Consider the following 24,347-nt stretch of genomic DNA (forward strand, 5'->3'; position numbering starts at 1 on the left):
TCCCACCACATGACCACTCCGACCTCCGCCGGCGGCCCACCGGTCGACGCCGAGGCGGGCGCGGGCGTCCTGCTCCCCGGGGCGGACTCCGCGACGAGCGGCGCCGCGGTCCCGATCGGGGCGCGCGGCTCCGGCCAGCTCGCCGACGTCTGGCGACGCTTCCGGCGCAACCGGCTGGCCATGGTCGGTCTCGCGATCGTGACCGTGCTGATCCTGCTCGCGATCATCGGTCCGTACGTGACGCCGTACAACGCCTTCGAACAGAACCTCGCAAACACGCTCAAGCCGCCGAGCGCCGAGCACTGGTTCGGCACCGACGTCCTGGGCCGCGACCTGTTCTCCGGGATCATCTACGGCTGCCGGCTGGCCATCACGGTCGGCCTGCTGACGGTGGCGTTCTCGCTGCTCATCGGCATCACGCTGGGTGCGGTCGCGGGCTTCAAGGGCGGCGCGTGGGACGGGGTCGTCGCGCGCTTCATCGACGTCTTCCTCGCGTTCCCGCCGCTGGTCGGCGCGATCGTCATCGTCCGGGCCGTCGGCGGCGGTGTCACCCCGGTGATCGTCGCGCTCGTCGTGCTCGGCTGGATGACGACCGCACGGCTCACCCGCGGCCAGGTGCTCGCGCTGCGCGAGGCCGAGTACGTGGAGGCGGCCCGCTCGATCGGCGCGGGCAACCGGCGGATCGTGTTGCGCCACATCCTGCCCAACGCCATCGCGCCCGTGCTCGTCTACTCGTTCACCAGCATCGGCGTCGTCGTCGTCGCGATGGCGTCGCTGTCCTACCTGGGGATCGGCGTGCCGCCGGACGTCCCCGAATGGGGCAGGCTGATCTCGCAGGCGACCCCGTTCCTGCGGGTCCCGGGCATGACGTACCTGTGGCTCGCGCCCGCACTCGCGATCGCGATCACGACGCTCGGCTTCGCCTTCGTCGCCGACGGAATGCGCGACTCCCTCGACCCGAAGCTGCGGGGAGGCAACTGATGGCTCCGACGTCACCGCGGCCGTCACGGCGACGGCAGGCCGCGCAGCCGACGCAGTCCGACCACCTGCTCGAGGTCCGCGACCTGCGCGTGCACTTCGACACGGCGGGCGGCGCCGTCAAGGCCGTCGACGGGGTGAGCTGGTACGTCGACTCCGGCGAGACGCTGGCGATCGTCGGGGAGTCCGGGTCGGGCAAGTCGGTCTCGGCGATGACGCTGCTCGGTCTCGTCCCCAGCCCGCCCGCGACGTTCCCGAGCGGCCAGGTGCTGCTCGAGGGCCGGTCGTTGCTGGACATGCCGGAGTCGCAGCAGCGCAAACTGCGCGGCAGCGACCTCGCGATGATCTTCCAGGACCCGCTGACCGCGCTGAACCCGGTCTTTCGTGTCGGCGACCAGATCGCCGAGATGATCCGCGCGCACCAGAGCGTCGGCAAGATGGCGGCGAAGACGCGGGCCGTCGAGCTGCTGGCCGAGGTCGGCATCCCCGACCCGCGGCTGCGGGCCACGCAGTACCCGCACGAGTTCTCCGGCGGCATGCGGCAGCGCGCCATGATCGCGATGGCGCTGGCCAACGACCCCAAGGTCCTCATCGCCGACGAGCCGACGACCGCGCTCGACGTCACCGTCCAGGCGCAGATCATGGCGCTGCTGGAGAAGCTGCAGGCCGAGCGCGACACCGCGATCGTGCTGATCACCCACGACCTCGGCCTCGTCGCCGCGCACGCCGACCGGATCATGGTCATGTACGCGGGGCACGTCGTCGAGGAGGGCACGAACGACGAGATCTTCACCGCGCCCCGGCACGCCTACACCCACGGCCTGCTCTCGAGCCTGACCCGGATGGACCACGCCCGGCCGGAGAAGCTGGAGCCCATCCCGGGCCAGCCGCCCAACCTCGCGCGCGTCCCGGAGGGCTGTCCGTTCCACCCGCGCTGCCGGTTCGCCACCGACGCCTGCCGGGCCGACGTCCCGCTGCTCGTCGCGGCCGCGCCGGGCTCGTCGCACCGGCACGCGTGCGTGCACCCCGACGAGGTCGCGATCGCGCACGAGCGTCCGCGCGAGCCCGCGCCCGTGGTCGCCGCGGAGACGCCCGTCGAGCAGCGGCCACCGATGCTCGACGTGCGTGACCTGGTCAAGCACTTCCCGATCAGGGTCGGCACGTTCGTGAAGCGGACCGTCGGGGAGGTCAGGGCGGTCGACGGGGTGTCGCTCGACATCCCGGCGGGGTCGACGCTGTCGCTCGTCGGCGAGTCCGGCTGCGGCAAGTCGACGGCCGCGCGGGCGATCCTGCGGTTGCACGAGCCGACGAGCGGCACGATCGAGCTGGCCGGCCGCGACGTCACCGGGCTCTCGTTGCACGACCTGCGCACCGCGCGTGCGGACATGCAGATCGTCTTCCAGGACCCCTACGCCTCGCTCAACCCGCGGATGACGGTCCGCCAGATCCTCACCGAGAAGTACGAGCTGCTCGGCGGCGAGCTGACCGACTCGACCATCCCCGAGCTGCTCGAGACGGTCGGGCTGGCCGCCGAGTACGCCGACCGCTACCCGCACGAGTTCTCCGGCGGGCAGCGCCAGCGCGTGGGCATCGCGCGGGCGATCGCGCTGAACCCCAAGTTCGTCGTGCTCGACGAGCCCGTCTCCGCGCTGGACGTCTCCATCCAGGCCCAGGTGCTGAACCTGCTGGAGGAACTGCAGCAGGAGTTCGGGCTCACGTACCTGTTCATCGCCCACGACCTGTCCGTCGTCCGGCACATCTCCGACCGGGTCGCCGTGATGTATCTGGGTGGGATCGTCGAGATCGCCGACCGGGACACGCTGTTCGAGCACCCGCAGCACCCGTACACGCAGGCGCTCATCTCGGCGGTGCCGATCCCGGACCCCGCCGTGGAGCGGGTGCGCGACCGGATCGTGCTCACCGGCGACGTCCCGAACCCGGCCAACCCGCCGTCCGGCTGCCGGTTCCGGACGCGCTGCTGGAAGCACCTGCAGCTCTCCGACGACGAGAAGCGCCGCTGCATCGAGGAGCCCCCCGCGCTGGTGCCCGCCGCCGGGTCGGAGCGCCACGAGGTGGCGTGCCACTTCGCCGGCGAGCGGGAGGTCCTGCGCGGCTGAGCCCTCGCGGTGGGGGCCGGGATTCCGCAGGAACGGCACTTTCCTGCAACCCGGTTGCAGGAAAGTGCCGTTCCTGCAACCGGGGCGGCTCCCCCGGGGGTCCCTCGGGCGGCTTCCCCCGGGGCGGATGTCCCGGGGCGGCGCGCTGCGCCGGGCCCTGCGATATTGGGGCGCGTGACCGCTTCCCGACGGCTCGTCCTGGTACACGCCCACCCGGACGACGAGACACTGGCGACGGGTGGCGTCATCGCCCGCTACGCCGCCGACCCCGGGACCGACGTCACCGTCGTGACCTGCACGCTCGGCGAGGAGGGCGAGGTCATCCCGGCCGAGCTGGCCGAGCTCGTCCCGGCCCGTGCCGACCAGCTCGGCGGCTACCGGATCGGTGAGCTCGCCGGTGCGCTCGCCGCGCTGGGCGCTCCGGCGCACCACTACCTCGGCGGGGTGGGCCGCTTCCGCGACTCCGGGATGGTGCTCGCCGGCGCCGGTGGCGTCCGCGCGACCACGCCGGACACGTTGCACCCCAGGGCCTTCGCCGACCCGGGCAAGCGCGCGGAGGAGACCGACCTGCTCACCGAACTGCTCGCCGAGCTGGAGCCGCAGGTCGTCGTCAGCTACGCCGACGACGGCGGCTACGGCCATCCCGACCACGTCCGCGCCCACGAGATCACGGTCGCCGCCGCGGCGAAGGTCGAGTCGGTGCGCAAGGTGTACTTCGCCGTGCACGCCCGCTCCGCGCTCGACGCGGGTGTCGCCGCGCTGGCCGCGGCTCCCGGGATGCCCTTCCGGGTGCCCGAACCCGGCGAGCTGCCGGCCGTCCCCGACGAGACCGTCACGACCCGGATCGACGTCGCCGCGTTCCGCGCCGCCCGGATCGCCGCCATGCGCGCCCACGCCACCCAGGTGGCGGTGTGGGAGGACGGCCCGACGGTCGCGTACGCCATGAGCAACGACGTCGCCCAGCCGCTGCTCGACGTCGAGGAGTACGTGCTGGCGGCTGCGCCGTCCGGGACCGCCGAGACCGACCTGTTCGAGGGGGTCGACCCATGAGGACGCTGACGCTGGTCGTGATCGTCGTCACCTCGGTGCTGCTCGCCGCGTTCGAGCTGATGCTGCAGCCGCTCTACGCGGGGTCGGTGCCCGCGCCGGTCGGCACCGTCGTCGCGCTCGTGACCATGCCGTGGTTGGTGCGAGGGGCGGCGGGGGAGTCGTCGTCGACGGCGGTCGCGGGCCTGCCGCTGGTGGCCTGGCTGCTCACCGTGGGGGTGCTCGGCGCCCTGGGCCCCGGCGGGGACGTGCTGCTGCCCGCGACGTGGCAGTCGCTGCTGCTGGCGGCCGCGGCGGTGGGGGCGGGCCTGTTCGCGCTGCGGTCGGTCGCGATGCGCCCGCCGGTCCGGAGGAGCTGATGGCCGAGCCCATCCCCGACGCGGCGATCGTCGCGGTACTGCGCCCGTTCGTCCGTGCGTCGAGGCCGGTGCTCGACGGCCTGCGCGACGCCGACGCGTTCGGCCTGCGGCACCGCGCGGCCTCGGTCGCACCGGTGTCCGGCCGCGCCGCGTCCGGCCGCGCCCCGGCCGCCGGCGCTGCGGCAGACAGTGCCGGTTCCGACAGGGCCGCGGCCGGACGTGCTGCGGCCGACGGCGCCGCGGCCGACGGCGGTGACCGGCAACTGCGCGAGCGGCTGCTCGACGCGCTGGCCGCGGTCCGGGTGCCGGGGACGGCCGGCTGGGTGGCGATGGACGTCGCGGCGCGCTGCCGCTGGTGGATCTACCGCGTCGGCCGGGTCACGACGGTCGCCGCCGCGGTGCCCGGGCTCGGCGGCGCGCTGGCCCGGACGCTGCCGGTCTCGGCCGCGCTGGGCCTGGCCGGACAGGGCCTGCTGCTGTGCGCGATCGCGGGCGAGCACGGCATCGACGACGAGGAGACCGTCGTCGCGATGCTGGCGTCGGTGCTGTTCGACCGCGCGCTGACGGTGCGCAGGCTCGACGCCGCGGCCGACGCCGCCGTCGAGGAGAAGGCCGAGGAGCTCACCGGCGACCTGCGCGACGGGCAGGGCCGTTCGACGGTCCGCCGGGTGGCGACGGCGCTGTGGCGGCTCGGCCGGGCGCTCTACGCCGTGGAGGGCGAGCTCGACAAGCGGCCGCACGGCCGCTTCTACCACGAGGCGATCGGGCTGCTGCCCGGCGTCGGGGCCGTCGGCAAGTACCTCGGCGAGTGGTCCGGGCTCAAGCGGGCCTCGAAGCAGGCGCACCGCTGGCTGGCGCGGCGCGCCGGATCGGCTCATCCCGGCACGAGGTAGTGGTAGCGGTGGTGCTCGGTGGCGCCGAGCCGGGCCCAGAACGCCAGGCCGCCGGGGTTCTCCGTCGACACCTGCATGACCAGCCAGCGCGCCCCCCGCGCGAGGCCCCAACGCGCGGCCGCCGCCATCAGCGCGGTGCCGGTGCCCGCACGTCGCGCCGCGGGGACGACGACGAGCCGCGCGACGTGCACGTGGTCGTCGACGACGGCCAACCGGACCGCGCCGGTGGGCGAACCGGGCGGACCGGCGACGGCGTACCCCTCACGCCCGGACCCCGGCGCGAGGACGCGGCGCGCGACGTCGTCGGGCGGGCCGCCGTGCACGAGGCCCCACCAGCCCGTATCGGGCCCGGCACCGACCTCGACCGGCTCGGCGGGGGAGTCGGCGACCGCGTCGCACGCCAGCACCTGCACCGACACCACCGGGCCCGGCAGGTAGCCGGCGTCGGGCACCCAACCCTCCGCCTCGACCGCCCGTGACCAGGGCGAACCCACCGGCGTCAGCACGCGCGCGGCGATCGCGTGCTCCTCGGCGAAACCGCGCACGAGCGCCAGGGCGGCGGCGGTGCCGACCCCGGGGTCGCCGATCGCCAGCGCGGCGTTGGCCCGCCCGGTGAACCCGCCCGCGGCCCGCAGCCGCCAGGCCCCGAGCCGGCGTTCCGTGACGGCGGGCCAGGCGTCGGCACAGAGGTTCTCCAGCCGCGCCACGTCGGGCCACGGCGCCCGCCGACGCACCGCGGGCGGCACCTCCCGGACGGCGACGACCGCGGGCCGGGCCACGACGACATCCCCGCGCCGGGTGGCGACGATCACGGTCGGGACCCCGTCGCGGACGCCCCCGTCGGACAGCACACCGACGGCGTCGGTGAACAGGGGGCGGCCGTCGCGTTCCCCGATCCGGTGCCGCAGCGCGACCCGCGCGCCGACCAGCCGGTCGAGCGCCGGGCCGCCGGCGTCCGGCCGGGAGCCCGGTGTCGGCGCTGCGGTCATGGTGAGGCAATCCTTTCCATCCGGAACGCGGCGTCCCCGGGTTAATGTGACGACCGGGACTGCCGCCCTGGAGCGGCGGCGGTCGTGCGGCAAGGGATACTGGCAGCAGTCTGCTGTCCGAGTGGAGGACTTCGAAGTGACCTACGTCATCGCCGAGCCATGCGTCGACCTGCTCGACAAGGCGTGCATCGAAGAGTGTCCCGTGGACTGCATCTACGAGGGCGGGCGGATGATGTACATCCACCCTGACGAGTGCGTCGACTGCGGTGCCTGTGAGCCCGTCTGCCCCGTCGAGGCCATCTACTACGAGGACGACGTCCCCGAGCAGTGGGGCGCCTACCAGAAGGCCAACGCCGAGTTCTTCGACGAGCTGGGCTCCCCCGGTGGCGCGTCGAAGGTCGGCAAGGTCGCGAAGGACGCCGGTCCCGCGCTGACGCTGCCGCCGCAGAGCCACGACGAGTGAGTTCGGCCGGTACCGCAGAGCGGACGGCGCTCCCGGACTTCCCCTGGGACTCCCTCGCAGCCGACAAGGCGCTCGCGCAGTCGCACCCCGACGGCATCGTCGACCTGTCGATCGGCACCCCGGTCGACCCGGTCCCGGCGGTGGTGCGCGAGGCCCTGTCCGGGCCGGCGGCCGGCATCCCCGGGTACCCGGCGACGCACGGCACCCCCGCGCTGCGTGACGCGATCGCGGCGTCGCTCGCGCGGCGGTTCGGCGTCACCGGCGTCGACCCCGACGCGGTACTGCCGACGATCGGCTCCAAGGAGCTCGTCGCCTGGCTGCCGACGCTGCTGGGTCTCGGCGGGAACGACCTCGTGGTCATCCCGGAGCTGGCCTACCCGACCTACGAGGTCGGCGCGCGGCTCGCGGGCGCCGAGTTCGTCCGGTCCGACGGGTTGGTGGGCCTCGGCCCGCGCCGGGCGTCGCTGGTGTGGCTGAACTCACCGTCGAACCCGACGGGGAAGATCCTGCCCGTCGACCACCTCCGGAAGGTCGTCGCGTGGGCGCGCGAGCGCGGGGCGGTCGTCGCGTCCGACGAGTGCTACCTCGGGCTGCCGGGCACGGCCGATCCCGCGCCGCTCTCGGTCCTGCACCCGTCGGTGTGCGACGGCGACCACACCGGCCTGCTCGCCGTGCACTCGATGTCGAAGACGTCGAACCTGGCCGGGTACCGGGCCGCGTTCGTGACCGGCGACCCGGTGCTCGTCTCGCGGCTGCTGGAGATCCGCAAGCACGCCGGGATGCTCGTCCCGCACCCGGTGCAGGCCGCGATGGCCGCCGCGGTGTCCGACGACGCGCACGTCGCCGCCCAGGCCGCCCTCTACGAGGCGCGCCGCACCCGGCTGCGCGCGGCGCTGGAGTCGCGCGGGATGCGCATCGAGCACTCCGAGTCCGGGCTCTACCTGTGGGCCACCGAGGACCGCGACGGCCGCTCCACCGTGCATGATCTCGCCGCGCACGGTGTGCTGGTGGCACCGGGCGAGTTCTACGGCCCGGCCGGGGCCCGGCACGTCCGGGTCGCGCTCAGCGCGAGCGACGAACGGATCGACGCCGCCGTGGAGCGCCTGACGACGTGAGGCAGGTGCAGTGAACGTCGCGGGACCTGCGACGCGGGGGGTGAGCACGAGGGTCGTCCTGTTCGGCGTCCTGGCCCTCGCGGTCAACCTCCGGGCGGCCCTCGCCGGATACCCGCCGCTGATCGAGACCGTCCGGGCCGACCTCGGTGTCGATGCCGGTACGGCGGGGCTCGTTCAGTCGGGCGCGGTGCTGATGATGGCCGTCGGGTCGTTCGTCGGGCCGATGGTCGGCGCCCGGCTGGGCCGCGAGCGCGCGCTGGGCTGGTCGGTCGGGCTGATCGCGCTCGGCAGCCTGGTGCGCGGGGTCCCGGCGCTGGCCGCGCTCATCGCGGCGAGCCTCGTCATCGGGCTCGGGATCGGGCTGGCCGGGGTCCTGCTGACGGGCGTCGTGAAGCACCATCTCGCCGCCCGCGCCGGGGCGGTGACCGGCGGGTACGTCGTGTCGATGATGGTCGGCGCGACGGTCGCGTCGGCACTGGGCGTCCCGCTCGCCATCGCGCTGGGCGGCTGGTCGTTCTCGCTGGCGGTGTGGACGGTCCCGGCCGTGCTCGCGGTCGCGGCCTGGACGCCGATCGCGCGGCGCATCGCCGAGCCCACGAGCGCGGCCGCCGCGGCCGGTGCCCGCCGCGCGCTGCCGTGGCGGGACCCCTTCGCCCGGCGCAGCGCCTGCTACCAGGCCGGGACGTCGATGATGTTCTACGGCTGGATCACCTGGCTGGCGCCCTACTACGAGGGCCAGGGCTGGAGCCCGCAGCACGCGGGTGTGCTGCTGGCGGCGTGGAGTGTCACCCAGATCCCGTCGGCGCTCGTGGTCCCCGCGCTCGCGGAGCGGCGGCGCAGGTGGCGGTTCTGGGCGTCGACGACGCTCGCCTGCGGGATCGCGGGCACCGTCGGCGCGATCCTGCTGCCGCAGCCCCCCGGGATCGGGCCGTGGCTGTGGGTCGTGCTGCTCGGGATCGGGGTCGGCGCCGGGTTCCCGCTGGGTCTCGCGGTGATCGCCTGGCGCACACCCGACGGCCACGCCAGCGCCGCGACCAGCGGTTTGGCACTCGGCGTGGGCTACGTCGCGGCCGCGCTCGCCCCGTTGGTCATGGGCCTGCTCATCGACCTCACCGGCGGCTACCCGGCGGCGCTGGCGTTGCTGGTCGCCGCGGGGCTGCTGCAGGCCGGCGCGGTGTGGCGGATCGGCGACCACCCGCGCGCGGGCGACCACTCCGCGGACGGACGCACCGTCAGCCCAGCGTCGCGGCCCGGTCCCTGACCTGCACCCAGGCGTCCCACCACTGGGTGCGCAAGGTCTCGGCACAGGCGCGTTCGCGTTCGACGAGCCGCCCCGCGACGAACACGACGAACGCGTCGATCTCGCCGCCCTCGCCACCGGCCTCGTCGAGCGCCGCGGTGCCGAGCCGGTCGAGCAGCTCGCGGATGCGCAGGTCGGCGACGCAGGCGTCCTGGTGGTCGCCGAGGACCTCCTGCAGCTCCGCCGTCGCCGCCAGCAGCAGCTTGACCTGCCGGCCCGTGGGCGTGCCGCGCAGCGCCGTCTCGACGAGCTCGCCGGTGTAGCGGACCCGCTTGCCCAGGATCCGCAGCGCGTGCAGCGTCTCGTCCGGCGGGTCCTCGCCCGCGGCCTTCACCGCCCGCGCCAGCTTGCGCGCCTCGGTCCGCACCAGGTCGATCAGCGCGGGCTGCGGCTGCATCGCCGACGGCGTCGGCAGCGGGAGGCGCACCGCGTCGGCGATGCGCTCCAGCAGCGCGGTGTAGCGGGGTGCGTCGAGGGCGACGAGCATGTCGGCACGGGCGGCGGCGCGCTCGCGCTCCAGCTCGGCGACGAGGACCTCGCCGGCCGCGCGCTCGCCGTCGGGCAACGTCGCGATCTCGCCGCGCAGCCGCAGCAACATGACGTCGAGATCGCGGACGGGGCCGAGCGCGCGACCGAGCCAGCCCAGCTCGGCGCGCAGCGAGTCGGCCCACTGGGCGTCGAGCAGCGGCCGCGCCGCGCGCAGCGTCGCCCGCATCCGCCGGACCGAGACCCGCATCTGGTGCAGGTCCTCGATGTCCGCGCCCGTGCGGGTGCCCGGGTCGTGCGCGACGAGCGCGCGCAGCCGGGTGTCCAGCGCGGCGCGCACGTGGTGTGCCGGCGAGTCCAACGGGCCCGCCACCAGCGGGTTCTGCGACTGGAGCAGATGGCTCACGTCGGCGCGGACACGCGGCGCGGGACGGGCGGGAGCGGGGGACACGGGGAGGGACCCTAGACGAACAGGATGAACGCCCGGGTACGGCGGCTGATCACGTCGCCGTCAGTTCGCGTGCAGCGCGGCGTTGAGCGCGATGCCGTCGCCGGTGCGCGCGAGCACCTCGACGGCGCCGGTCAGGGAGTTGCGCCGGAACAGCAGACCGTCCTGCCCGGACAACGTGCGGGCCGAGGTGGTCGACCCGTCGGGCAGCGACACCTTCGTCCCCGCCGTGACGTACAGGCCGGCCTCGACGACGCAGTCGTCGCCCAGCGAGATCCCGATGCCCGCGTTGGCGCCGATCAGGCAGCGCGCGCCTACCGAGATGACCTGCTTGCCGCCGCCGGAGAGCGTGCCCATCGTCGACGCGCCGCCGCCGAGGTCGGCGCCCTCGCCCAGGACGACGCCCGCCGAGATGCGGCCCTCGACCATCGACGCGCCGAGGGTCCCGGCGTTGTAGTTGACGAAGCCCTCGTGCATGACGGTCGTGCCCTCGGCGAGGTGCGCGCCGAGCCGGACGCGGTCGGCGTCGGCGATGCGCACGCCCGGCGGGACGATGTAGTCGACCATCCGCGGGAACTTGTCGACGCCGTGGACCGTCACCGGGCCGCGGGCGCGCAGCCGGGCGCGGACGGCCTCGAAACCCTTCGGCAGGCAGGGGCCGTGGTTGGTCCACACGACGTTGGTGAGCAGGCCGAAGATGCCGTCGAGGTTGACCTCGTGCGGGCGGACCAGCCGCCACGACAGCAGGTGCAGCCGCAGGTAGACGTCGAGGGCGTCGACGGGCGCGTCGGCCAGCGAGCCGATCGTCGTGCGCACGATCTGCGCGGTGACGCCGCGGGCGTCGTCGTCGCCCGCGATCGGCTCGAGGTCGGCGGAGGTGTCGGGGGCGTCCGCACCCAGTGCCGGGGCGGGATACCAGACGTCGAGGACCGTCCCGTCGCCGGTGACGGTGGCCAGACCCGTGCCGGACGCGCTCTCGGCGCGGAATGCGGTGCTCACCCTGCAACGGTAACGGCTCCCGGCCCGCGCCCCCCACCCCGCCCCGAGTTGCACGAACGGCACTTTCCCGCAACTGAGCTGCGGGAAAGTGCCGTTCGTGCGCAGGGCGGGGCGCCGGGTAGCGTCCCGCGGCGTGACGACGACCGCTCCGGCCCTCGATCTGACCGCCGACCCCGTCGAGCTCACCGCCGCGCTGGTCGACGTCCCGAGCGTGTCCGGCGACGAGGGTGCGCTGGCCGACGCGATCGAGCGTGCGCTGCGGGCGCAGGCGCCGCACCTGGAGGTCGTCCGCTCGGGGGCGTCGGTGCTCGCCCGCACGAACCTCGGCCGCGAGCGCCGCGTGTTGCTGGCCGGGCACATCGACACGGTGCCGATCGCCGACAACGTGCCCTCCCGGCGCGAGGGGGACCTGCTCTACGGCTGCGGGACGTCGGACATGAAGGCGGGCGACGCCGTGATCGCCCACCTCGCCGCGACGCTGCCCGACCCGCGGCACGACCTCACCGTCGTCTTCTACGACTGCGAGGAGATCGAGGCCGCGCGCAACGGGCTGGGCCGCATCGAGCGCGAGCTGCGCGGCTGGCTCGACGCCGACCTCGCGATCCTCGGCGAGCCCACCGAGGGCCTGGTCGAGGCGGGCTGCCAGGGCACGCTGCGCGCCGAGGTCCGCACCGGTGGCAGGCGGGCGCACTCGGCCCGGTCCTGGCTGGGGGACAACGCGATCCACCGCGCGGGCGAGGTGCTGGCCCGGCTCGCGGCGTATCGGCCCCGCCGCGTCGACATCGACGGCTGCGAGTACCGCGAGGGCCTGCAGGCGGTGAAGGTCGCCGGTGGCGTGGCGGGCAACGTCGTGCCGGACGAGTGCGTCGTCACCGTCAACTTCCGCTTCGCCCCCGACCGCGGTGCCGAGCAGGCCGTCGCGCACGTCCGTGAGGTGCTCGACGGATTCGACGTCGAGGTCACCGACCTCTCGCCCGGCGCGCTGCCGGGCCTCGGTGCCCCTGCGGCGCAGGAGTTCCTGGCCGCCACGGGCGCGTCCCCGCGGGCGAAGTACGGCTGGACCGACGTCTCGCGCTTCGCCGCGCTCGGCATCCCCGCGGTCAACTACGGCCCCGGCGACCCGAACCTCGCCCACACCCGGGAGGAGCACGTCGACGTCAGCCGCATCCGCGAGGCCGCCGACGTCCTGCGTCGGTTCCTGCGGACGGGTTCCTGACCGGCGACCCGGGCGTTCATCCCGCCGTCCCCGTGTCGTCGATCGCGCGGGGACCGGCCTCCGTATCGTGGGCTGATGACAGCGAACGGGGGAAAGCGACCCGAGGAGAAGCACCGCGGCCCGGTCGTGCTGCGCCGGGAACACCGCAACGAGCCCACCACCACCGACGAGCGCCTGCTCGACTCGAGGGGACCGTCGGACTGGGTGCACACCGATCCGTGGCGGGTCCTGCGGATCCAGGCGGAGTTCGTCGAGGGCTTCGGCGCGCTGGCCGAGCTGCCGCGCGCGGTGACGGTGTTCGGCTCGGCCCGCACCCCGCGCGACCATCCCGAGTACCAGCAGGGCCGTGACCTCGGTGCGGCACTGGCGCAGAACGGGTTCGCGGTCATCACCGGCGGCGGGCCGGGCTCGATGGAGGCGGCCAACCGCGGCTGCAGCGAGGCGGGCGGCTTCAGCGTCGGGCTGGGCATCGAGCTCCCGTTCGAACACGGCCTCAACGACTGGGTCGACCTCGGCATCAACTTCCGCTACTTCTTCGCGCGCAAGACGATGTTCGTGAAGTACTCGCAGGCGTTCGTCTGCCTGCCCGGCGGCTTCGGCACCCTCGACGAGCTGTTCGAGGCGCTCACCCTGGTGCAGACGAAGAAGGTCACGAAGTTCCCGGTCGTCCTGCTGGGCAAGGACTACTGGCAGGGGCTCTACGACTGGATCGCGAAGACCGTGCTCGAGGGCTGCAAGATCGGGGAGAAGGACCTCGCGCTGCTGCACCTCACCGACGACGTCGACGACGCCGTCAAGGTGGTGCACGAGGCCTACCGGGCGTGGGAGGACGCGCACTGATGCGGCAGGACCCGAGCGGCGCGCGGTTCAGCGTGTGTGTGTACTGCGCGTCGTCGCTCTCGGTGCCCGACCGCTACGTCGACCTGGCGACGCAGGTGGGCACGGCCATCGCGGCCCGCGGCTGGGACCTGGTCTCGGGGGGCGGGCGGGTGTCGATGATGGGCGCCGTCGCCACGGCGGCCCGCGCCGGCGGGTCGCGCACGATCGGGGTGATCCCGCGTTCGCTGGTCGACCGCGAGGTCGCCGACACCGCCGCCGACGAGCTGCTGGTCACCGACACGATGCGCGAGCGCAAGGCGCTCATGGAGGCCCACGCCGGCGCGTTCCTCGCCCTGCCCGGTGGCATCGGGACCTGCGAGGAGCTGTTCGAGGTCTGGACCGCCGCCACGCTGGGCATGCACGACAAGCCCGTCGTCCTGCTCGATCCCGACGACCACTGGTCCGGGCTGCTCGACTGGCTCGCCGCCCTCGTCCGCCGCGGCTTCGCCGGCCGCGCGGCGCTCGACCGGCTCGTCGTCACCGCCGACGTGAGCCGCGCGCTGGACGCCTGCGCCCCGCGGCCCGACGTGACAGCATCGGTGTCGTGACGATCGACGGCGTCCGCGACCGCTCCGTGCTGCGCTTCGGAACCCGCACCCTCGCAGGCGACCGCGCGCTGGTGATGGCGATCGTCAACCGCACGCCGGACTCGTTCTACGACCGGGGCGCGACGTTCTCCGACCACGCGGCGATGGCCGCCGTCGAGCGGGCGGTCGGGGAGGGGGCCGACGTCATCGACATCGGCGGGGTCAAGGCCGGCCCCGGGCCGGTCGTCGACGTCGCGGAGGAGACCCGCAGGGTGGTCCCGTTCGTCGCCGCCGTGCGCGCCCGCCACCCCGACGTCGTGATCAGCGTCGACACCTGGCGCGGCGAGGTCGGCAGGCTCGCCGTCGCCGAGGGCGCCGACCTGCTCAACGACACCTGGAGCGGAGCCGACCCGACGCTCGCCGAGGTCGCCGCCGCCACGGGCGCGGGGATCGTGTGCTCCCACACGGGCAAGGCCGTGCCGCGGCTGCGGCCGCACCGGGTGCGCTACGCCGACGTGGTCGCCGACGTGATCGCCGAGGTCACCGGGCAGGCCGAGCGGCTCGTGGCGATGGGGGTGCCGCGGGAGGGCATCCTGGTCGACCCGACGCACGACTTCGGCAAGAACACCTTCCACGGGCTGGCCCTGCTGCGCCGCCTCGACGAGCTCGTCGCGACCGGCTGGCCGGTGCTGATGGCGTTGTCCAACAAGGACTTCGTGGGGGAGACGCTCGGCGTCGCCGAGGTGACGGAGCGGCTCGAGGGGACGCTCGCGGCCACGGCGCTGGCCGCCGCGGCGGGGGCCCGGATGTTCCGTGCGCACGAGGTCGCGGAGACGCGGCGGGTCGTCGAGATGGTGGCGGCGATCGTGGGGACGCGACCGCCGGCACGGACGGTGCGGGCGCTCGCGTGAGCGGGTCCTGGTTCGCCAGGCGGACGTGGCAGCGCCCGCCGTGGAGCGTCGCCGAGCTCGTGGCCGCGAAGGCCGGCCGCCGGGTGTCGGTCGTGCTGCCCGCCCTCGACGAGGAGGCGACCGTCGGTGGCGTCGTCGCCGCCATCGTGCCGTTGACGCGGGGCCCGCAGCCGCTGGTCGACGAGCTCGTCGTGATGGACTCGGGGTCGACGGACCGCACCGCCGTCGTGGCCGCCGAGGCGGGCGCGCGCGTCGTCGCCAGGACGGACGTGCTCGCCGACCTGCCGCCCGTCGCCGGCAAGGGCGAGGTGCTGTGGCGCTCGCTCGCCGCGACGACGGGCGACGTCCTGTGCTTCATCGACTCCGACCTCGTCGACGTCGATCCCGGGTTCGTGCCCGCGCTGCTCGGCCCGCTGCTCGCCGAGGACGGCGTCGGGCTCGTCAAGGGCTTCTACCGGCGGCCACTGAGGCTCGAGGTCGGCGACGCGCAGGCGCTCGACCACGGCGGCGGCCGCGTCACCGAGCTGGTCGCCCGGCCGTTGCTGGCCGCGCTGCGCCCGCCCCTCACCGCGGTCGTGCAACCGCTGGGTGGGGAGTACGCCGCGACCCGCGAGCTGCTCGAGACGTTGCCGTTCGCGACCGACTACGGCGTCGAGATCGGGCTGCTCGTCGACACCCTCGACGCCCGGGGGATGGATGCGATCGCGCAGGTCAACCTTGGCGTGCGCAAGCACCGCAACCGCTCGCTGCTCCAGCTGGGGGCCATGGCGCGGCAGATCACCGCGACCGCGCTGCGCCGCTCGGCCGCGCACGACAGCGGGGCGCCGCTCGTGCAGTTCGTCCAGGTCGACGGGGAGTGGGTGCCGCAGCCGCGGGAGATCACCGGCATCGAGCGACCGCCCATGAGGGAGGTGCGCGATGCCGTGCGTCGGGGGCGCGTGGTGTGATGCAGGACTATGGGAACCGCGCTGATCTACCTCCTGGTGGTCGTCGTGGTCGCCGCCGTGGTCTACGCGCTCGCGGTCGCGGTGTTCGGTCGTGGCGAGGAGCTGCCGCCGCTCCCGGACGGTGAGACGCCGACGGGTCTGCCGGGGGGCCGGGTCGCGGGCGCCGACGTGCGGGCGTTGCGCTTTCCGCAGGCGGTGCGGGGCTATCGGATGGGCGAGGTCGACTGGGTGCTCGAGCGGCTCGCGGGGGAGATCGAGCGGCTGGGTGCCGAGCGCGACACGCTCGCCGCGCGGTTGCGCGAGGCCGGCGCCGCCGGTTCCGCGGCGACGCCGACCGGGGGGTGGGTGCTGCCCGAGGAGTACCGCCGCCACACCGGGGGCCCGGACACCGGGGGCCCGGACAGGGGCCCGGACACCGGGGGCCCGACCGGCGGGCGGCACAGTCTCGATCCCGACCGGGCCGCCGCGGAGCGGTCGCCCGCCGAGCAGCTGCCGCCCGAGCAGACATCCCCCGAGCAGCCGCCCGCCGAGCAGACATACCCAGGGCAGGCATCCCCGGAGCAGGCACGCGCAGGCCGGCCGCCGGCGCCGCCCGGCGTGGGCGCCGACCCGGCCGGAGAGCCCGGTCCGGCGCCGGGGCCCGTCGACGCCTCGGACGGTCCCGGCGCCGGGCCCGATTCTCCCGGGCTCGATGTTCCCGGGCCCGATGTTCCCGGTACCGAAGTTCCCGGGCTCGACGTTCCCGGGCTCGATGTTCCACGCACCGGTGCTCCCGGCTCCGAGTTCTCCGGTCCCGCCGCTCCCGGTCCCGCTGCTCCCGGGTCGGATGCGCACGACCGGCGCGCCGGCGCGGCCGCCGAGGGCCTGCCCGACGACGGGCGCGATCCCGACCCCGCCGTCTCCGGCGCCCGTCCGCGCGGTGCCCACCGGGCCCAGGGGGCGCCGTGAGCCGCGCGGAGCTCGTCGTCGAGCTCGACGTCACCGCGCCCGCCGAGCTGGTGTGGGACACCGTGATGGACTGGCCGCGGCAGGGCGAGTGGATCCTCGCCACGCGGGTCGAGGTGACCGCGGGGGACGGCCGCTCCGTCGGGTCCCGGGTCCGCGCCGCAACCGGTGTCGGCCTGCTGGCCGTCGTCGACACGATGGTCGTCACCGAGTGGAGCGAGCAGCGTCCGGCCGGTCCGTTCCGCTGCGTCGTCGAGCACACCGGCCGGGTGGTGCGCGGCGACGGTGTGTTCGAGGTCGTGGCCGTCGACCCGGCCCGCAGCCGGTTCCGCTGGGTCGAGAACCTCGACCTGCCGCTGGGTGCGCTGGGCCGGGCGGGTTGGCCGCTCGTGCGGCCCGCGATGCAGGCTGGTGTCGCGCACTCCATGCGGCGCATGGCCCGCGACTGCGAGCGCCGGGCCCGGCGCGGGGCGTCCGGATGACCGACGGGCGCCAACGCTGCGGCTGGGCGACCTCGGCGCCCGAGTACGTCGCCTACCACGACGACGAGTGGGGCCGCCCGCTGCGCGGGGTCACGGCGCTCTACGAGCGGCTCAGTCTGGAGGGCTTCCAGTCGGGTCTCTCGTGGCTGGTGATCCTGCGCAAGCGCGAGTCGTTCAGGGCCGCGTTCGCGGGGTTCGACCCGGCCGTCGTCGCCGGGTTCGACGACGCCGACGTCGAGCGGCTGATGGCCGACAGCGGCATCGTCCGCAACCGGCGGAAGGTCGAGGCGACCATCGCCAACGCGCGCGCCGTGCTCGAGCTCGACGTCCCGCTCGACGATCTGCTGTGGTCGTTCGCCCCCGACGCCGCGACGCACGTCCGCCCCGCGACGCTCGCCGACGTGGCGGCCACCTCACCGGAGTCGGTCGCGATGGCCCGCGAGCTCAAGAGGCGCGGCTTCCGCTTCGTCGGCCCGACGACGTGCTACGCCCTGATGCAGGCCGCCGGTCTCGTCGACGACCACGTCGCGAGCTGCTGGCGGGCGGGTACGGCCTGACGGTCCACCGCGGACCGTTCCTCGGGGTGTCCATCGTGGTCCGTGTGCCGCGGGGCACGCCGTTGATCGCTCCGGTTGTACTCCCGACGGGCCCATGGGGGAGAATGGCGTCCAGCATCCCCGCCCGTGCGCTGCTCCCCAGGCGCACCGGCCCTGGACGAGAGTGACGGAGGGAGCAGGAGATGGCGGCGATGAAGCCCCGGACCGGCGACGGTCCCCTCGAGGTGACCAAGGAGGGCCGGGGCATCGTGATGCGTGTGCCGCTCGAGGGCGGTGGCCGCCTCGTCGTGGAGATGACCCCCGAGGAGGCCGCTGACCTGGGCGATGCCCTCAAGGCCGCGTCCGGCTGATTCCGTCGGCCCCGGCGGCGCGGTCGGTCGCCGGGGACCGCGGGGCCGGTCAGCCCCGCAGTGCGCCGTGTCGCGGCTCCGCGAAGGAGGCCAGCGCGTCGACCGTCGTCGAGCGGTCGGCGAGTCGCACCAGTTCGATCGACACCTCTCCGCAGGCGCACCGGCGGTACCGCACCCACCCCTCCGAGGTCGGGTGCGTCGACAGCACCTGCGCCCCGCTGTTCGACCTTCCACAACGCGTGCACCGCGTCGTCACGGCTGCCTCCTGTAATATGCGACTAGCTTTGAACTCTTACGGCTCCAGGTTAGCAGGTGTAAGTGGCGAATGGACTTCATCGGTTACAAAAGTGACGCACTAGGCGCTGCTGTCGCGCTCGTCAACGCCGTCACGGCCGAGCCGACCGGCGACCGCGACACCCCGCCCGAGCAGGACGGCCGACGGCTGCGCGACCTGCTCGTCGAGCACCGCTACCTGGCCCAGCGCGCGCCCGCCTCCGCCGAGCCGGCACTGCGGGCCTGGGCGCGGCGGCTGCGGACGGTGTTCGACGCGGCCGCGGGCGACCCGCCCGACCTCGGCGCGACGGCCGTCGCCGTCAACGCGCTGCTGGCCGACGTGGCCATCGGTCCGCACCTGTCCTCGCACGACGGGCAGGGCTGGCACCTGCACTACGCGCCGCCGGAGGCTTCGCTCGTCGAGCGCGTCCGCTCGACCACGGCCTTCGCGCTCGCGATGCTCGTCTCCGAGTACGGCGCCGACCGGCACGGCGTCTGCGCGGCCGACGGCTGTTCCCGCGTCTACGCCGACACGTCGCGCAACGCCGCGCGCCGCTACTGCTCCCCGGCGTGTGCCAACCGCGCCGCCGTCGCCGCCCACCGCGCCCGCGCGAAGCTCAAGGCCACCACGGCCCCGGACGCCTGAGGCCCGAGAACCCGACCGCGCCGACCCGCCGGGCGGTCAGGGTCGCAGGGACCGGTAGATCGCGACGGTGCGCTGGGCCGCCTGGTCCCACGAGAACTCGCGGACCGCGCGCTCCCGGCCGGCGGCGCCCATCGCCGCCGCCCGGTCCGGGTCGGCCAGCAGCGCGTTCACCGCGTCGGCGAGTCCGGACCGGAACCGGGTGACGTCGTGCTCGTCGAAGTGCACCAGCAGCCCGGTGACCCCGTCGTCGACGACCTCGGGGATGCCGCCGACGTCCGAGGCGACGACGGCCGTCCCGCACGCCATCGCCTCCAGGTTGACGATGCCCAGCGGCTCGTAGACCGAGGGGCAGACGAACACCGTGGCGGCCGAGAGGAGCTGGCGGACCTCGGTCGTCGCCAGCATCCGGCGCACCCAGACGACCCCCGGCCGGGCCGCCGAGAGTTCGGCGACGGCCTTCTCGGTCTCCTCGGCGATCTCCCGGGTGTCGGGGGCGCCCGCGCACAGCACGATTTGGGCGTCCTCGCGGATGTCGTGCGCGGCCGCGACGAGGTGGGTCAGCCCCTTCTGCCGGGTGATCCGCCCGACGAACACCACGCTGGGTCGGTCCGGGTCGACCCCGGCCTCGACGAGGGCGTCGCGGCGCGCGTCGGGCCGGTAGAACTCCGTGTCGATCCCGTTGTGCACCACGTGGACCCGGGCCGGGTCGAGCGCCGGGTAGCACTCCAGCACGTCGGTGCGCATGCCCTCGCTCACGGCGATGACGGCGTCGGCGGCCTCGTAGGCGGTCCGCTCCACCCACGACGAGAGCCGGTAGCCGCCGCCGAGCTGCTCGGCCTTCCACGGCCGGCGGGGCTCCAGCGAGTGCGCCGTGACGACGTGCGGGACGCCGTGCAGGATCTTCGCCAGGTGCCCGGCCATGTTGGCGTACCAGGTGTGCGAGTGTGCGACGTCGACCTCGTGCAGCCCCGCCACCATCGACAGGTCGACGCCGATCGTCTGCAGAGCGGGGTTGGCGTCGGCGAGCGCGTCCGGGACGGGGTGCGCGGTGACCCCCGGCGCGTCGCGGCTCGGGTCGCCGAAGCAGTGCACGTCGACGTCGACGAGCGCGCGCAACGCGGGCACGAGGTGCTCGACGTGGACGCCCGCGCCACCGTAGACGTCGGGCGGGTACTCGCGGGTGAGCAGTCCGATGCGCACGACCGCAGACGGTACTTGCTCGATCCCGTTGCGCGACCCGGTGATCGGTGGACGGCCCCGGGCGCGGGCGCCCCCGTCTGCGACGCGTTCGTCCTGCGGTGGCCCGACGCCCGAGTGGAGCACTAGGGTTCGCCCTGTGAGCGCGCACCTCCCGAAGGGACACGCGAGCGCCGGAACGATCGACGCCGACCGGGTGGGGGTGCCCGCATGACGACGCCACGGTTCACCTCGGGGCCGGCGGTACTGCCGGCGAACGTCCTCGGCATTGTCCTGGCGGGCGGTGAGGGCAAACGGCTGTGGCCCCTCACGGCCGACCGGGCCAAGCCCGCGGTGCCGTTCGCGGGCAACTACCGGCTCATCGACTTCGTGCTGTCCAACCTCGTGAACGCCGGTCTGCACCGGCTGTGCGTCCTCACCCAGTACAAGTCGCACTCGCTCGACCGGCACATCTCGACGACGTGGCGGCTCTCCAGCGTCCTCGGCCAGTACATCACCACGGTCCCGGCCCAGCAGCGCCTCGGCAGGCGCTGGTACACCGGCAGCGCCGACGCGATCTTCCAGAGCCTCAACCTCGTCTACGACGAGCGTCCCGACTACATCGCCGTCTTCGGTGCCGACCACGTCTACCGCATGGACCCCGGCCAGATGATCTCCCAGCACATCGCGAGCGGGGCCGGTGTCACGGTCGCGGGGATCCGGGTGCCGCGCGCGGAGGCCAAGGCGTTCGGCTGCATCAACTCCGACGCCGACGGCAGGATCCTGGAGTTCCTGGAGAAGCCGTCGGACCCGCCGTCGGTGCCCGACGACCCGGACGTCACGTTCGCGTCGATGGGCAACTACGTCTTCACGACGGAGGCGCTGCTCGACGCGCTGCGCGCCGACGCCGAGGACGGCGACTCCGACCACGACATGGGCGGCGACATCATCCCGCGACTGGTCGGCCAGGGCGACGCCGCGGTCTACGACTTCGCCGACAACGTCGTGCCCGGCGCCACCGACCGCGACTCGGGGTACTGGCGCGACGTCGGGACGCTCGACGCGTACTACGACGCGCACACCGACCTCGTCTCGGTGCACCCGATCTTCAACCTGTACAACGACCGCTGGCCCATCCGCACGTCGGTGACGACGTCGCTGCCGCCCGCCAAGTTCGTCGAGGGCGGCATCGCGCAGGACTCGATCGTCGGTGCGGGGACGATCATCTCGGGCGCGATCGTCCGACGCTCGGTGATCAGCCCGAACGTCCGCATCGAGGCCGGCGCCGAGGTGTCGGACTCGGTCGTGCTGCCGGGCGTGCACGTCCGGCGCGGCGCCGTGGTGCGCGGGGCGATCCTCGACAAGAACGTCGACGTGCCGGAGGGTGCGCTCGTCGGGGTCGACCTGGCGCTCGACAGGGCGCGCTACACCGTCAGCCCCGGTGGGGTCGTCGTGCTCGGGAAGGGCGCGACGGCGCTCTGACCGGCCTCCCGAGGCCGAGCCGGCGGCGCGTCAGCCGCGCCTGGTCGCGCAGAGCAGGCCCTCGCCCAGCGGCAGCAGCACGGGGACGAGGCGCTCGTCGTCGCGGACGAGGTCGAGCGTCTGCCGCAGTGCGGCCGCCTCGGGGCCGTCGCCCGTGGGCTCGGCCACACCGTGCAGCGCCAGCACACCGCCCGGGCGCAGCAGCCGGATCGCCTCGACGAGATGGCGCGGGTACTCGGTGCGCAGGCCGTCGACGACGACGAGGTCGTACCCGCCGTCGGTCAGCCGCGGCAGCACCTCGACGGCCATCCCGACGATCAGGCGCAGCCGGGAGGGGCCGTAACCGGCGTCGAGGAACGTGCGCCGGGCGGCACGCTGCTGCTCGGGATCGACGTCGATCGAGGTCAGCACGCCGTCCGGGGCCATCCCACGCAGCAGCCACAGGCCGCCCCAGCCGGACCCCGTGCCGACCTCGACGACGGCCCGCGCGCTCACCGTCGCGGCGAGAAACGCCAGGCCCGGGCCCAGTCCGGCCACCGGGACGTCCGGACGCACGTCGCCGCGCGCGCCCTCTGGACCGGTCATGGCGCGAAGGCTACTGGTGGCCGGGCACGGGCCCCGCGCAGCGGCCCGGCGGGTCGCTTTCACAGGTTCTTCTCAGACGGTTCTCACACCTCGTTCACGACATTGAGGAACTCTTGGCTCAGCAGGGTCGGGGTCGTCGACCCTGCGACCGCCGGAAGCCGGGACAGGTCCCGGGAACGAATGGCCCCGGCGGGACGTTCTGGGAGAGCACGACCCGCTCCAGGAGGCGCACCCACCGATGACCGACCGCCCGACCGCCGTGCAGGCAGGTTCCGCGACGACGACCCCCGAGTCGTCCGCGGTCGCCACCGTGCTGCCGGGGGACGGGGCGGACTGGACGCCGCCGAGCTGGGACGAGGTAGTCCGCGAGCACGGCGATCGGGTCTACCGCCTCGCCTACCGGTTGACCGGCAACCCGCACGACGCGGAGGACCTCACCCAGGAGACGTTCATCCGGGTGTTCCGCTCCCTCGCGTCGTACAAGCCGGGCACCTTCGAGGGCTGGCTGCACCGCATCACCACGAACCTCTTCCTCGACATGGTCCGCCGCCGCGCCCGCGTGCGCATGGAGGCCCTGCCCGAGGACTCCGACCGCATCCCCGGCCAGGGCCCCGAGCCCGAGGTCGTGTTCTCGGAGACCCACCTCGACCCGTTGCTGCAGGCCGCGCTCGACGAGTTGCCGCCGGAGTTCCGCGCGGCCGTCGTCCTGTGCGACGTGGAGGGCCTCTCGTACGAGGAGATCGGCGCCACACTCGATGTGAAGCTGGGCACCGTGCGGAGCAGGATCCACCGTGGCCGGGCTGCCCTGCGCAGTGCGCTGGAGAGGCGCCGCGCGGAGGCCGCCGAGCTGGACGCCCTCGTGGGCGTGCGGACCGGAGTGAGTGTGGGGGAGGCCACGGGATGACCGATGCGCGCCGGCGCTTCGCGGTGAACACGCCCGACTGGGGTGAGGGACACCTGACCCTGGACGCGATCGTGGCTTTCACCGACGGCGAGCTCTCGGCCGGCGCGCACGCCCGGGCCACCGCTCATCTCGCGCACTGCCCCGAGTGCGCCGAGGAGGTCGTGGAGCAGGACCAGGCGCGGCTGCTGCTGCGCTCGGCGTCGGCGCCCGCGATGCCCTCCTCGCTGCTGTCGTCCCTGCGGTCCATCCCGATGGACGCCGATCTTCCCGACGAGCCCCCTGCCGGGCTCGCCATGACCCCCGACGGTCAGCTCGTCTCGGTGCTGCGTCCGCTCGGCCCGTCGACGAACCGCCCGTCGGACGCGGCCGCCGACCCGGTCCGCGGTACTCGCTCGGGCACCGCCGACGTCCGGCTCGGTCACGGCCGCAGGCTGCGGATCGGCGCGGGCGTCGCCGTCAGCGGTCTCGCCCTCGGGGCACTGGCCCTGGCCGCGCCCTCGGCGTCGGTCGACGTCCCCGCCGCCGCCGGGTCGCCACCCGCGTTCGGCTCCGCGCTGCCGGCCTCCTTCGGGCTGCCGCCCCAGGAGGGGATCGACGCCGCGACCGTCGCCCCGGCCCAGTCCGGCCCGGCGACCGACGTGTCCGCCGACGTCGTCGACCGGCTCGACGGGATGGCCCCCTCCTTCCTGCCGCCCTCCCGCCGCTGATCCCCGGCGAGCCCCCCGGCTCCTGAACCCTGGCGAGCACTCGGGCATCGACGCGGCCCACGCCGCTCGCGAGTCCGTAGTTGCTCCCGGGTGTAGCGCCGCGCGGCCGCCCGTCGTGGCTACGCGGACTTCACCGGTTGTCGGGCAGGCTGATCGCCGACCCTTTCGCACGACCCCAGGAGCCGGCCCGCCGTGAGCGGAGCGAACGATCGTCCGAGCGCGTGTGCGCCGCGCCGTCCCGGTCATGCTGCGGTCGTGGGCGGGAGCGGCGGGTACGGGGTGTGCGCGCGGCGCCGGCCGGGCTCAGGCGAGGCCCCGCGATGAGCGACGAGCCCGACGTTCCTCCTGGTCGGGGTGCCGACGGGCGGCACGGGAGGGCCGAGGTCGAGTCGGCCGACACCGCTTCCGGGCCCGCGGCCGACGGCGTCGAGTCCTCGGGGCGGCACCAGCGCGTCGGACCGGCGCAGGCCGCCGAGGTCACGGACCCCACGGACCCCACGGACTCCTCGGGGCCGGCGACGGCGGCGGGCGGCGCCGCCGCCGTTCCTGCCGAGACGCCGGGGGTG

General features: G+C 74.5%; 26 protein-coding genes and 1 pseudogene. 22 read left to right on the forward strand and 5 right to left on the reverse strand.

Annotated elements, in window-relative coordinates; genetic code table 11:
- The first annotated feature begins 9 nt into the window (after positions 1-9).
- The 5 genes from PSD17_RS12170 (at position 10) to PSD17_RS12190 (ending at position 5,394) form a co-directional block, all read left to right on the forward strand.
- Entirely contained in the window at positions 10-981 is a 972-nt protein-coding gene (locus tag PSD17_RS12170) for an ABC transporter permease (protein ID WP_013673194.1), read from the forward strand.
- On the forward strand, positions 981-3,095 hold the full coding sequence (locus tag PSD17_RS12175; protein ID WP_013673195.1) for an ABC transporter ATP-binding protein: 2,115 nt from the start codon (positions 981-983) through the stop codon (positions 3,093-3,095). The genes PSD17_RS12170 and PSD17_RS12175 overlap by 1 nt, the downstream gene beginning before the upstream one ends.
- Positions 3,096-3,269: 174 nt before the next feature.
- Complete coding sequence (mshB, locus tag PSD17_RS12180; RefSeq protein ID WP_013673196.1) at positions 3,270-4,145, forward strand: N-acetyl-1-D-myo-inositol-2-amino-2-deoxy-alpha-D-glucopyranoside deacetylase; 876 nt, start codon at positions 3,270-3,272, stop codon at positions 4,143-4,145.
- A complete protein-coding gene (locus PSD17_RS12185; protein ID WP_013673197.1) occupies positions 4,142-4,501 on the forward strand; it encodes a hypothetical protein in 360 nt (119 codons plus the stop codon). The genes mshB and PSD17_RS12185 overlap by 4 nt, the downstream gene beginning before the upstream one ends.
- Positions 4,501-5,394, forward strand: a complete 894-nt coding sequence (locus PSD17_RS12190) for a hypothetical protein (RefSeq protein ID WP_013673198.1) — start codon at positions 4,501-4,503, stop codon at positions 5,392-5,394. Before PSD17_RS12185 ends, PSD17_RS12190 begins: the two co-directional genes overlap by 1 nt.
- Here PSD17_RS12190 and PSD17_RS12195 read toward each other — a convergent pair.
- Positions 5,376-6,383 (reverse strand): GNAT family N-acetyltransferase, encoded by a 1,008-nt coding sequence (locus PSD17_RS12195; protein ID WP_339122694.1) that lies wholly within the window; start codon positions 6,381-6,383, stop codon positions 5,376-5,378. The genes PSD17_RS12190 and PSD17_RS12195 overlap by 19 nt on opposite strands.
- 136 nt (positions 6,384-6,519) lie before the next feature.
- Between PSD17_RS12195 and fdxA the strand changes: the two genes are divergently transcribed.
- The 3 genes from fdxA to PSD17_RS12210 are packed head-to-tail and all read left to right on the forward strand — an operon-like array spanning position 6,520 to position 9,222.
- Positions 6,520-6,846: a ferredoxin gene (fdxA, locus tag PSD17_RS12200; protein ID WP_013673200.1), complete on the forward strand. Its 327-nt coding sequence runs from the start codon at positions 6,520-6,522 to the stop codon at positions 6,844-6,846.
- Complete coding sequence (gene dapC / locus PSD17_RS12205) at positions 6,843-7,961, forward strand: succinyldiaminopimelate transaminase (protein WP_013673201.1); 1,119 nt, start codon at positions 6,843-6,845, stop codon at positions 7,959-7,961. Before fdxA ends, dapC begins: the two co-directional genes overlap by 4 nt.
- Before the next feature lie 40 nt (positions 7,962-8,001).
- Positions 8,002-9,222: an MFS transporter gene (locus PSD17_RS12210; protein ID WP_339122695.1), complete on the forward strand. Its 1,221-nt coding sequence runs from the start codon at positions 8,002-8,004 to the stop codon at positions 9,220-9,222.
- Here the strand turns inward: PSD17_RS12210 and PSD17_RS12215 are convergent.
- Together PSD17_RS12215 and dapD are read right to left on the reverse strand one after the other, a co-directional pair.
- Positions 9,194-10,198 (reverse strand): CHAD domain-containing protein, encoded by a 1,005-nt coding sequence (locus tag PSD17_RS12215; RefSeq protein WP_339122696.1) that lies wholly within the window; start codon positions 10,196-10,198, stop codon positions 9,194-9,196. The two genes, PSD17_RS12210 and PSD17_RS12215, sit on opposite strands and share 29 nt — an antisense overlap.
- A gap of 60 nt (positions 10,199-10,258) precedes the next feature.
- A complete protein-coding gene (gene dapD, locus PSD17_RS12220) occupies positions 10,259-11,194 on the reverse strand; it encodes a 2,3,4,5-tetrahydropyridine-2,6-dicarboxylate N-succinyltransferase (protein ID WP_041759295.1) in 936 nt (311 codons plus the stop codon).
- Positions 11,195-11,327: 133 nt separating this feature from the next.
- Between dapD and dapE the strand changes: the two genes are divergently transcribed.
- The 10 genes from dapE (at position 11,328) to PSD17_RS12270 (ending at position 18,927) form a co-directional block, all read left to right on the forward strand.
- On the forward strand, positions 11,328-12,410 hold the full coding sequence (gene dapE / locus PSD17_RS12225; RefSeq protein ID WP_103380411.1) for a succinyl-diaminopimelate desuccinylase: 1,083 nt from the start codon (positions 11,328-11,330) through the stop codon (positions 12,408-12,410).
- A gap of 75 nt (positions 12,411-12,485) precedes the next feature.
- On the forward strand, positions 12,486-13,250 hold the full coding sequence (locus PSD17_RS12230; protein WP_339122697.1) for an LOG family protein: 765 nt from the start codon (positions 12,486-12,488) through the stop codon (positions 13,248-13,250).
- Positions 13,250-13,837: an LOG family protein gene (locus tag PSD17_RS12235; protein WP_013673207.1), complete on the forward strand. Its 588-nt coding sequence runs from the start codon at positions 13,250-13,252 to the stop codon at positions 13,835-13,837. Before PSD17_RS12230 ends, PSD17_RS12235 begins: the two co-directional genes overlap by 1 nt.
- A gap of 74 nt (positions 13,838-13,911) precedes the next feature.
- Positions 13,912-14,727 (forward strand): dihydropteroate synthase, encoded by an 816-nt coding sequence (gene folP, locus PSD17_RS12240; RefSeq protein ID WP_199796527.1) that lies wholly within the window; start codon positions 13,912-13,914, stop codon positions 14,725-14,727.
- Positions 14,724-15,674, forward strand: a complete 951-nt coding sequence (locus PSD17_RS12245) for a glucosyl-3-phosphoglycerate synthase (RefSeq protein WP_103380408.1) — start codon at positions 14,724-14,726, stop codon at positions 15,672-15,674. Before folP ends, PSD17_RS12245 begins: the two co-directional genes overlap by 4 nt.
- A 9-nt stretch (positions 15,675-15,683) precedes the next feature.
- Positions 15,684-16,622, forward strand: a complete 939-nt coding sequence (locus tag PSD17_RS12250; protein WP_339122698.1) for a DivIVA domain-containing protein — start codon at positions 15,684-15,686, stop codon at positions 16,620-16,622.
- Positions 16,619-17,101: an SRPBCC family protein gene (locus PSD17_RS12255; protein WP_339122699.1), complete on the forward strand. Its 483-nt coding sequence runs from the start codon at positions 16,619-16,621 to the stop codon at positions 17,099-17,101. The genes PSD17_RS12250 and PSD17_RS12255 overlap by 4 nt, the downstream gene beginning before the upstream one ends.
- On the forward strand, positions 17,098-17,658 hold the full coding sequence (locus tag PSD17_RS12260) for a DNA-3-methyladenine glycosylase I (protein WP_339122700.1): 561 nt from the start codon (positions 17,098-17,100) through the stop codon (positions 17,656-17,658). The genes PSD17_RS12255 and PSD17_RS12260 overlap by 4 nt, the downstream gene beginning before the upstream one ends.
- Positions 17,659-17,840: 182 nt before the next feature.
- On the forward strand, positions 17,841-18,008 hold the full coding sequence (locus PSD17_RS12265; RefSeq protein WP_013673213.1) for a DUF3117 domain-containing protein: 168 nt from the start codon (positions 17,841-17,843) through the stop codon (positions 18,006-18,008).
- Positions 18,009-18,333: 325 nt separating this feature from the next.
- Complete coding sequence (locus tag PSD17_RS12270; protein WP_339122701.1) at positions 18,334-18,927, forward strand: CGNR zinc finger domain-containing protein; 594 nt, start codon at positions 18,334-18,336, stop codon at positions 18,925-18,927.
- A gap of 36 nt (positions 18,928-18,963) precedes the next feature.
- Here the strand turns inward: PSD17_RS12270 and glgA are convergent, their stop codons facing one another.
- Entirely contained in the window at positions 18,964-20,127 is a 1,164-nt protein-coding gene (gene glgA, locus PSD17_RS12275; RefSeq protein WP_339122702.1) for a glycogen synthase, read from the reverse strand.
- Between the two features lie 207 nt (positions 20,128-20,334).
- Here glgA and glgC point away from each other — a divergent pair, with 207 nt between their 5' ends.
- Positions 20,335-21,585, forward strand: a complete 1,251-nt coding sequence (gene glgC / locus PSD17_RS12280) for a glucose-1-phosphate adenylyltransferase (RefSeq protein WP_013673217.1) — start codon at positions 20,335-20,337, stop codon at positions 21,583-21,585.
- 30 nt (positions 21,586-21,615) lie between these two features.
- On the opposite strand, the gene PSD17_RS12285 is transcribed toward glgC, so the two are convergent.
- A complete protein-coding gene (locus PSD17_RS12285) occupies positions 21,616-22,170 on the reverse strand; it encodes an O-methyltransferase (protein WP_013673218.1) in 555 nt (184 codons plus the stop codon).
- A gap of 238 nt (positions 22,171-22,408) precedes the next feature.
- Here PSD17_RS12285 and sigE point away from each other — a divergent pair, with 238 nt between their 5' ends.
- From sigE to PSD17_RS12300, 3 genes and pseudogenes are all read left to right on the forward strand, one after another.
- Complete coding sequence (sigE, locus tag PSD17_RS12290; protein ID WP_013673219.1) at positions 22,409-23,074, forward strand: RNA polymerase sigma factor SigE; 666 nt, start codon at positions 22,409-22,411, stop codon at positions 23,072-23,074.
- Positions 23,071-23,781: a zf-HC2 domain-containing protein gene (locus PSD17_RS12295; protein ID WP_013673220.1), complete on the forward strand. Its 711-nt coding sequence runs from the start codon at positions 23,071-23,073 to the stop codon at positions 23,779-23,781. Before sigE ends, PSD17_RS12295 begins: the two co-directional genes overlap by 4 nt.
- Positions 23,782-24,101: 320 nt before the next feature.
- Positions 24,102-24,347: pseudogene (locus PSD17_RS12300) on the forward strand (serine protease); the annotation flags it as partial.

The sequence above is a fragment of the Pseudonocardia sp. D17 genome, assembly GCF_036984265.1.
Lineage (GTDB): Bacteria > Actinomycetota > Actinomycetes > Mycobacteriales > Pseudonocardiaceae > Pseudonocardia > Pseudonocardia benzenivorans.

What these genes read in the sequence shown, in the direction of transcription:
- PSD17_RS12235 (WP_013673207.1), top strand. Translation starts at nt 13,250, where the DNA reads ATGCGGCAGGACCCGAGCGGCGCGCGGTTCAGCGTGTGTGTGTACTGC.
- glgC (WP_013673217.1), top strand. Translation starts at nt 20,335, where the DNA reads ATGACGACGCCACGGTTCACCTCGGGGCCGGCGGTACTGCCGGCGAAC.
- PSD17_RS12175 (WP_013673195.1), top strand. Translation starts at nt 981, where the DNA reads ATGGCTCCGACGTCACCGCGGCCGTCACGGCGACGGCAGGCCGCGCAG.
- PSD17_RS12195 (WP_339122694.1), bottom strand. Translation starts at nt 6,383, where the DNA reads ATGACCGCAGCGCCGACACCGGGCTCCCGGCCGGACGCCGGCGGCCCG.
- sigE (WP_013673219.1), top strand. Translation starts at nt 22,409, where the DNA reads ATGACCGACCGCCCGACCGCCGTGCAGGCAGGTTCCGCGACGACGACC.
- PSD17_RS12260 (WP_339122700.1), top strand. Translation starts at nt 17,098, where the DNA reads ATGACCGACGGGCGCCAACGCTGCGGCTGGGCGACCTCGGCGCCCGAG.
- PSD17_RS12190 (WP_013673198.1), top strand. Translation starts at nt 4,501, where the DNA reads ATGGCCGAGCCCATCCCCGACGCGGCGATCGTCGCGGTACTGCGCCCG.
- PSD17_RS12250 (WP_339122698.1), top strand. Translation starts at nt 15,684, where the DNA reads ATGGGAACCGCGCTGATCTACCTCCTGGTGGTCGTCGTGGTCGCCGCC.
- folP (WP_199796527.1), top strand. Translation starts at nt 13,912, where the DNA reads ATGGCGATCGTCAACCGCACGCCGGACTCGTTCTACGACCGGGGCGCG.
- PSD17_RS12270 (WP_339122701.1), top strand. Translation starts at nt 18,334, where the DNA reads ATGGACTTCATCGGTTACAAAAGTGACGCACTAGGCGCTGCTGTCGCG.
- PSD17_RS12185 (WP_013673197.1), top strand. Translation starts at nt 4,142, where the DNA reads ATGAGGACGCTGACGCTGGTCGTGATCGTCGTCACCTCGGTGCTGCTC.
- PSD17_RS12285 (WP_013673218.1), bottom strand. Translation starts at nt 22,170, where the DNA reads ATGACCGGTCCAGAGGGCGCGCGCGGCGACGTGCGTCCGGACGTCCCG.
- PSD17_RS12265 (WP_013673213.1), top strand. Translation starts at nt 17,841, where the DNA reads ATGGCGGCGATGAAGCCCCGGACCGGCGACGGTCCCCTCGAGGTGACC.
- PSD17_RS12170 (WP_013673194.1), top strand. Translation starts at nt 10, where the DNA reads ATGACCACTCCGACCTCCGCCGGCGGCCCACCGGTCGACGCCGAGGCG.
- PSD17_RS12295 (WP_013673220.1), top strand. Translation starts at nt 23,071, where the DNA reads ATGACCGATGCGCGCCGGCGCTTCGCGGTGAACACGCCCGACTGGGGT.
- PSD17_RS12230 (WP_339122697.1), top strand. Translation starts at nt 12,486, where the DNA reads ATGACAGCGAACGGGGGAAAGCGACCCGAGGAGAAGCACCGCGGCCCG.